Genomic DNA, 492 nt, shown 5'->3' with positions numbered 1-492 from the left:
GTAATTGTCCACGATGGCGTCGTTATCGATGTCGATACCGTCCCCATCGCCTGTACCCGATCCGTCATAACCGCCGATGATGGTGCCGTAATTCACCACCTTGCCCGTACCGTCGGACCCGACGCCCGAACCGTTGCGCCCGATGATCGTCGCCCCGGCGGCGTTGTAGACATCCACATACCCGTCGCCCGTGATGCCATGGCGTTTGCCGGAAATCAGGCCCCCGGCCTCGTTGATGACGGTGCCGGTGGGGGCGTCCTGGAAATCGATGCCGTCATGGCTGTCGCCCGTCGCGCCATCGGCATAGATCGTGCCCGCGTTGATTACCGTGGCATTTGCGCCCGGACGGATGCCATCGGCGTCGTCCGATTTGATCAGGCCGCCTGCATTGTTGGTAATGGTACTCGTATTATCGGGACCGACAAAATCGTTCAGGTCGATCGCCTGCCCGCCCGCCGTGCTTTCGATGGTGCCGCTGTTGGTGATGGACAC

1 pseudogene is annotated in these 492 nt (G+C 61.6%); it reads right to left on the bottom strand.

Annotated features, from left to right (window positions below):
• A pseudogene (locus HNW77_RS17345) lies at window positions 1-492 on the bottom strand (Hint domain-containing protein); the annotation flags it as partial.

It is taken from the genome of Komagataeibacter melomenusus (assembly GCF_013155395.1).
Lineage (GTDB): Bacteria > Pseudomonadota > Alphaproteobacteria > Acetobacterales > Acetobacteraceae > Komagataeibacter > Komagataeibacter melomenusus.
The sequence above is the reverse complement of the archived record's forward strand: the minus strand, read 5'-3'. Positions and strand labels throughout refer to the sequence as shown.